Annotated in this window: 6 protein-coding genes; 2 read left to right on the plus strand and 4 right to left on the minus strand. The window is 35.9% G+C overall.

What is annotated here, in order from left to right; genetic code table 11:
• Positions 1-49: 49 nt before the first annotated feature.
• Positions 50-1,303: an erythromycin esterase family protein gene (locus V7137_RS25985; RefSeq protein WP_335700753.1), complete on the minus strand. Its 1,254-nt coding sequence runs from the start codon at positions 1,301-1,303 to the stop codon at positions 50-52.
• A gap of 764 nt (positions 1,304-2,067) precedes the next feature.
• On the opposite strand from V7137_RS25985, the gene V7137_RS25990 reads away from it, so the two are divergent.
• Positions 2,068-2,976, plus strand: coding sequence for a YitT family protein (locus tag V7137_RS25990; RefSeq protein WP_420490181.1), 909 nt, complete (start codon positions 2,068-2,070; stop codon positions 2,974-2,976).
• A 429-nt stretch (positions 2,977-3,405) separates the two neighbouring features.
• On the opposite strand, the gene V7137_RS25995 is transcribed toward V7137_RS25990, so the two are convergent.
• Entirely contained in the window at positions 3,406-3,657 is a 252-nt protein-coding gene (locus V7137_RS25995) for a sigma-G-dependent sporulation-specific acid-soluble spore protein CsgA (RefSeq protein WP_335700755.1), read from the minus strand.
• A gap of 126 nt (positions 3,658-3,783) precedes the next feature.
• The gene (locus V7137_RS26000) at positions 3,784-4,497 is read right to left on the minus strand and encodes a class I SAM-dependent methyltransferase (RefSeq protein WP_335700756.1); all 714 of its coding nucleotides are present in this window, start codon (positions 4,495-4,497) and stop codon (positions 3,784-3,786) included.
• A gap of 241 nt (positions 4,498-4,738) precedes the next feature.
• Between V7137_RS26000 and V7137_RS26005 the strand changes: the two genes are divergently transcribed.
• Positions 4,739-5,005 carry a hypothetical protein gene (locus V7137_RS26005; RefSeq protein WP_335700757.1) on the plus strand — a complete coding sequence of 89 codons (267 nt, stop codon included), beginning with the start codon at positions 4,739-4,741 and terminating at the stop codon, positions 5,003-5,005.
• Between the two features lie 30 nt (positions 5,006-5,035).
• Here V7137_RS26005 and V7137_RS26010 read toward each other — a convergent pair whose 3' ends face one another.
• Complete coding sequence (locus V7137_RS26010) at positions 5,036-5,923, minus strand: VanW family protein (RefSeq protein ID WP_335700758.1); 888 nt, start codon at positions 5,921-5,923, stop codon at positions 5,036-5,038.
• Positions 5,924-6,055 lie beyond the last annotated feature (132 nt).

Below are 6,055 nucleotides of genomic sequence, written 5' to 3' on the forward strand. Positions count from 1 at the left end.
AACCGCACGCGCCTGGAGCGGAAATCAACAGGCAGGTTTAACAGAGCATTTATATAAATACATGCTCCAAAACAAGTGGTTGCAATGCCTTTGTTTGATCCAAAAAAATAAAACTATCGTACCGTTTACCCATGTTCGAAGGGACATAATTACCAAAATGTTCGTATTCTGGTCGATAAACCACACCTATTGCACGATGACCAATGATAGCGTTAAATTCATGGCGGTTTTGATCCGTAAATAGTAAATATTTATTAGCAGCACCGGTCTTATGCAAAAGTGATTCCCAGCTGCCAAATTGAGCAGGGGGTACCTGCATGATTTGAAAGTCTTTTCCCCATTCCGCCGCCGCAATCACCGTGCCTCTGTAGGTCCCGAACCCAATAATAAAAACATTTTCCGCGCCATTTTGCTCTCTGATTATTTGGCCAACATTGACCATCCCTTCATCCTTCATGTCAGTTGCCCGAGCATCACCAACATGAGTATTATGTTCCCAGATAATACACTTTGCCTTATCACCATAAAAGTTCATCACGGAATTGAGTGCTTCCACCATGTGATGGTCACGCACATTCCAGGATTTAGAGTCACTTTTTACCATCGTCCGATAATATTCCTCTGCATTTGCAGTAACAAGGGCGTTCACTTCCATATTTAAGCTGCTTTCCTGTTCATCATCAAATTTCCACTTGTTTTTTTTGATCGAAGCAAGTAGCTTAAGTGCTTCCTTGGTACAGTCTTCAGATAAATATCCTGCAGAAACAGCATAGGATTCATGACTGCGGTTAAATGGTTCAAAGCATGAAAAAGCTTTTTTGGCTTCCTTAATGCTTGGTGAATTAGTTCTTTCTAAATAACGAATAATTGCATCCATGCTTTCCCAAAGACTATACACATCCAACCCATAAAAACCGACTTTTTGGGCACCGTTTTTTTGTTGGTTGTAGTCCTTCAACCACTCAATTAGATCAATAATCTCATGGTTTGCCCACATCCACGTTGGCCAGCGATTAAAACTTTCAAGAACTCTAGGTATTTCCTTACTCGTTGGGTTAAAACCTTTAATGTATTGATTGATACTTTGACATGCGGGCCAATCACCTTCTACTGCAATAAATGAAAAGCCTTTTTCTTTAATTAACTTCTTGGATAGTTCTGTCCGGAGTGAATAGAATTCAGAAGTCCCATGTGAAGATTCCCCAAGAAGCACAAATTTTGCATCACCAATTGCCTCAATTATAGGGTCGAGATCTTCTAGTGTGTCAAAGTGTTTTGCGTACTTATTAATGGCTTTAAGCATAAGGTTATGCATTCCTTTCTAAAATCCTAAGTTTTCATAATTTACCCTTTGCTTCATTCACTTAAATATCCAATAATTCACATATTTGACACAAGTAGTCGGTAAATTCAAAAAACTGCGTGGTATAATAAAAGTGTAAAAGATAAAATCAAAATTAACATCTTAGGAGGCTCAACCAAACGTGTTCGTTCCGATTGCGAACGAGTAGGAAGGTTATTCCTAAACAATCATTTGGCAAGTGGAGCGATTGTTACACCTCTAAGGAAAGGCGAAATCGAAAAACACAAACCTTTCATAATTGGTAACTAAGTATTCCATAGCAAACCTTATCAAAGGAAAAAGTTTTAGATTTATCGGTAGGCAGTTTTATTGAATGCCTTCCAAAAAGGATGATTGCCAAGAAGCTGAGAAACCAAATGATGGAATAAAAAGTTTCAATCGGTAATCACCGAAAAATTTGTTTCTTTTAGGAGTTTGAATTCCATTCATTCATGTGAATTAATTCCTTCAACGGAACAAACACACATTAGCGGAATGATACATGTCTCCTATTAGTTAGGGTAGGCTAAAGATCATGTGGCTGATGTCAAGGTTGGGTCTCCTGAGGTGTTAATTAGATTTAGGGGTTACTTCATAATTTGAAGTAGCTCCTTTTTATTTAGCTGTGAGGAAATAAAAAATAGCATTTCATTATAAATAGGTAGTTGAATTCGTTATAATAGATATAGGAAATTATTTTTGAAAGGGGCCAGATAATGTCAGGAATGCAAGAATTGAATTTAATCGAACAGCAGGAAGCAATAATGGCAAAAATTCAGCATCGAAGATTAACAAAAAGAAAGATTTTTCAACGTATTTTATTAATCACACTAGGTGCCATCTTAATGGCTATAGGACTCGAGATATTTCTTGTACCAAATAATGTCATTGATGGTGGAATCACTGGAATCTCCATTATGCTTTCGTACGTAACAGGTTGGAAATTAGGGATGTTCCTCTTTATTCTTAATATACCTTTTTTCTTTATTGGTTATAAACAAATAGGGAAAACCTTCGCATTATCCACACTTTATGGAATCATTATCCTTTCGATTGGAACAACCTTACTTCATCCAGTTCCAGCATTTACACAAGATATTCTCCTTGCTACGGTATTTGGGGGGATAGTGCTTGGTATCGGAGTCGGTTTGGTGATTCGGTATGGTGGTTCATTGGACGGTACCGAAATTTTAGCCATCCTCTTTAATAAAAAGCTTCCTTTTTCTGTTGGGGAAATTATTATGTTTTTTAACCTCTTTATCCTTGCTTGTGCTGGTTTTGTGTTTACTTGGGACCGTGCGATGTATTCACTTATTGCTTATTTTGTAGCTTACAAAACGATTGATATTACCATTACAGGGCTTGATGAATCCAAGTCAGTGTGGATCATTAGTGACAATGCCCAACAAATTGGAGACGCGATTATGAATCGTCTGGGTCGAGGTGTTACCTTTATCAATGGTGAGGGAGCTTATTCAGGTGATGATAAAAAAGTCATTTTTTGCGTGATCAATCGTCTTGAAGAAGCAAAACTAAAGGAAATAGTTACTGAAAACGATGATAGTGCCTTTTTAGCAGTAGCGGATATCGCTGAGGTTCGTGGTGGAAGATTTAAGAAAAAGGATATCCATTAGAAGAGATTTCTATAAGAAGCCTGGAATATGGCTTCTTTTTTTAGATTAGCAGGAAGAGAAATAATAAGAAAATCCTAATTTTGTCGTTATGAGCACGAATTTGCGAAAGTTAGTATAAATTGCTTGTAATATCTTTGTGTTTCATGTCGGTTAATGCAGAAATTACGAGGTGTTTGGAAGACCTATTGTCGTACCTTGCGCTTCCCTAGGAAATAAAAATGCAAAATATGAATTATTTCCAAAAAAGATGGCAGAACATTCTGCCATCTTTTAATAATTATAGGAAATGAATTATTTTAATGTAGAAATCGAAAAGGTTCTCTGAATCCAGCTAGCGCGCATCATCTAGTGTACTTGTCCCTTCGTCCTAAGGTAAGTCAACATCGAATGGCCTAAAGCTGAAATCAACAGCTATGTGTAACAGAGCGCTTAAAATAAAAGCTCGAAAACTTCATTCAGCTCATGTGCTCTTTTTTCGTCTTGCTCCTCTTTTGCATATCTAATTTCTTTTGGAAGTATTTTATTTAGAAAATGGATTTCTTTTTGATTTAAATCTCGAACAAATGACCCTTCGGAAGTATAGTGCCCTTCCGATAGTTTACGGTAAATAGGCCCGCCTACAGAATGATCATCTGTATAATTTGACAATATTTCTCTTAGATAGCCTAAAGTTTTATCCATTGTTTCACCATTCCTTTCACCACATATTTTTCAACGAGATTATATTTATATTCGTCATAAAGAAACAGAAATATTATGAAAATAAATAAGCCACTCATCCTTGTCAGGAGAGAGGCCTCATACTAACTATGGTTTCGAACATGTTATGATTCGATGGCTTAATATATCTTGATACTTTAAGACGAGATTCCCATGTTCATTTAAAATTTGAAATAGCTCAGGTTCAAAATTTGCTGAGAAATTAAACTCAGGGGTAGTATTTCCATGACTCATGTCCATGTTCTCTATTTTTATGACAATATCTTGGAATCCTGCCTTATTAAATAAATTTCGCCAATCCTCTTCCATCAATAAAGAATCGACTGCATAAAATTTCATAATTTCTGATTCTTCTCCTTGACTAAGCTTTGAATTTATTGTCATTTCATTTGCAATCAAGCGTCCACCATTTTTTAAGACTCTAAAAAATTCGCTTAATGCAACGGGTTTGTCAACAAAAGCTAGGACGGATTCAGACAAAATGAAATCAAATGAATTGTCTTTAAAGGGAAGTTTCTCAACAGATCCTTGGATTAACCTAATCGGTAAGCCCAAGGATTGAAATCGTCTCTTTGCTTTTTCAATCATGATTGGATTAATTTCCAACCCAATCACCTTTGCAAAATAATGCTGATATAAATATGCCGCTGTTTGACCAGTGCCGCAGCCAGCGTCTAAAATTCGTGATTTGTTGGTAATATTTTCATTAGCCAGAATGTTTTTTGTTAATGGGATACCACCGGGATGTGCTCCTCCAATACCAAATTTGGCCAGAAAGTCAAAATATGTTAAACCTCCCATAAATAAAAGACACCACCTCATTTATCTTGTAGCATTTTATGTAAAAAAAAGGTGAGAGGTTCTTTTTATTTAGGTATTCATCACAATAATGAAAAATAAATATATTATGTAAACTATTTAACATTCCAGTAAATGACTAATTAAATTCATCTTTCTTACTAATATTCTCTGTCATTAAAGAGCAAATTAATGAAATGGAAGGGATGAATCCTTTCCATTTGAATTTGAAGGAGTGCTTTAGATGAAGAAAATAAAAGTTCAACCGTTTCTCAAAATGTTTTCAAGAAAACGAAAAAGTAGAGGAGCTATGTGGGCATCTCTATTAGGCATTGGGTTAAGTGCTGCTGTTTTTGGAGTAACAAAGGGAAAACGTAAGGACCTTGCACTTCCTTTTCAAAATGTTGTAAAAAACTTTACACCAAAAACCAATCTTAATCTAATGGATAATGCTGCAATTACAGAGTTTTCAGAGGAACTTTTAATGAGTGCTCTAAATAAAAAACGGTAAAAAAAAGTCCGCACATTGGTTGCGGACTTTTTAATATGGGGGAGATGGGACTTTCCGAGGTATGTAATTTATATTTTCGGATGAATAAATTTTTATGATTAACAAATGACCTAAGGTTCTTGCTCTAATTAAAACAGGCTGGTTATAGGTATTCTTAAACCCGAAATCGGGACCATACCAACTAACGGTTGCGTCCCTTCCTGGAGGAATATATGGGACTTTTCTTGAATGAGAGAAACGCTCGACAATCTTGATGCCGGCATTGTCAACTGCATTATACAAGGTTGAGGATACTTGGCAAATCCCTCCACCTATGTCTTCTGAAAATTCTCCTCTAACGATGACTGGAGCACGTAAATACCCTTTAGCAGCTGTCCTTTTTCCAACCACTCTGTTAAAAGAAAAGGTTTCACCAGGGAAAACAACATGATTGTTAATCGCGTTTGTAGCCAGTTCAATATTGGTAGATCTTTTTTTATTACGGGGATTAAAAGAGGTAACATACCGGCCGATTCTCATGCTGCGAATATCATCAAGCAATTCACTATCCACCTTTGGATAAACCGGTAGGATTGGTAGTTCCATCTTAGCCTTTTTAAAACTAAAAATATAAGTATAGAATTGTTCCGTAAAGGCTTGACGGTGGATTTGAGATCCTGCTCGTTCCGGGATAATAGCCCCATATTGATCCAAGTTCGCATTTTTGGATTCAATTGAAAATTTCTTATCTAAGTTGTCCAAAAATTGACTGTACTTTTTAGAATTAAGTATGGGCAAGCCTGTTTGGGAAAAGGTAAAATCTTCTCGATTAATAATGGATACAGTTTCACCATCTTTTGTAATGATAAGACTGTTATCGGGCGGCGTAGTAATTGGATGTACAATCAAGAAATACCCTAATAATAATGAAAAAATCATAGTCAGTAACCCCTCCTCACTATAATATTGGTAGATTGATGCTAATTCATGTAAACAGAAATACACAATCAAACATTTTAGAAAAAGATATAAATATTTTCCAATTTATCCTTTACAATAATCAAACATTAT

The organism is Neobacillus drentensis (genome assembly GCF_036962765.1).
GTDB classification, from domain to species: domain Bacteria; phylum Bacillota; class Bacilli; order Bacillales; family Cytobacillaceae; genus Neobacillus; species Neobacillus drentensis_C.

Coding starts and splice junctions, on each gene's coding strand:
- V7137_RS25990 (WP_420490181.1), top strand. CDS start 2,068: ATGCAAGAATTGAATTTAATCGAACAGCAGGAAGCAATAATGGCAAAA.
- V7137_RS26000 (WP_335700756.1), bottom strand. CDS start 4,497: ATGGGAGGTTTAACATATTTTGACTTTCTGGCCAAATTTGGTATTGGA.
- V7137_RS25985 (WP_335700753.1), bottom strand. CDS start 1,303: ATGCTTAAAGCCATTAATAAGTACGCAAAACACTTTGACACACTAGAA.
- V7137_RS25995 (WP_335700755.1), bottom strand. CDS start 3,657: ATGGATAAAACTTTAGGCTATCTAAGAGAAATATTGTCAAATTATACA.
- V7137_RS26005 (WP_335700757.1), top strand. CDS start 4,739: ATGAAGAAAATAAAAGTTCAACCGTTTCTCAAAATGTTTTCAAGAAAA.
- V7137_RS26010 (WP_335700758.1), bottom strand. CDS start 5,923: ATGATTTTTTCATTATTATTAGGGTATTTCTTGATTGTACATCCAATT.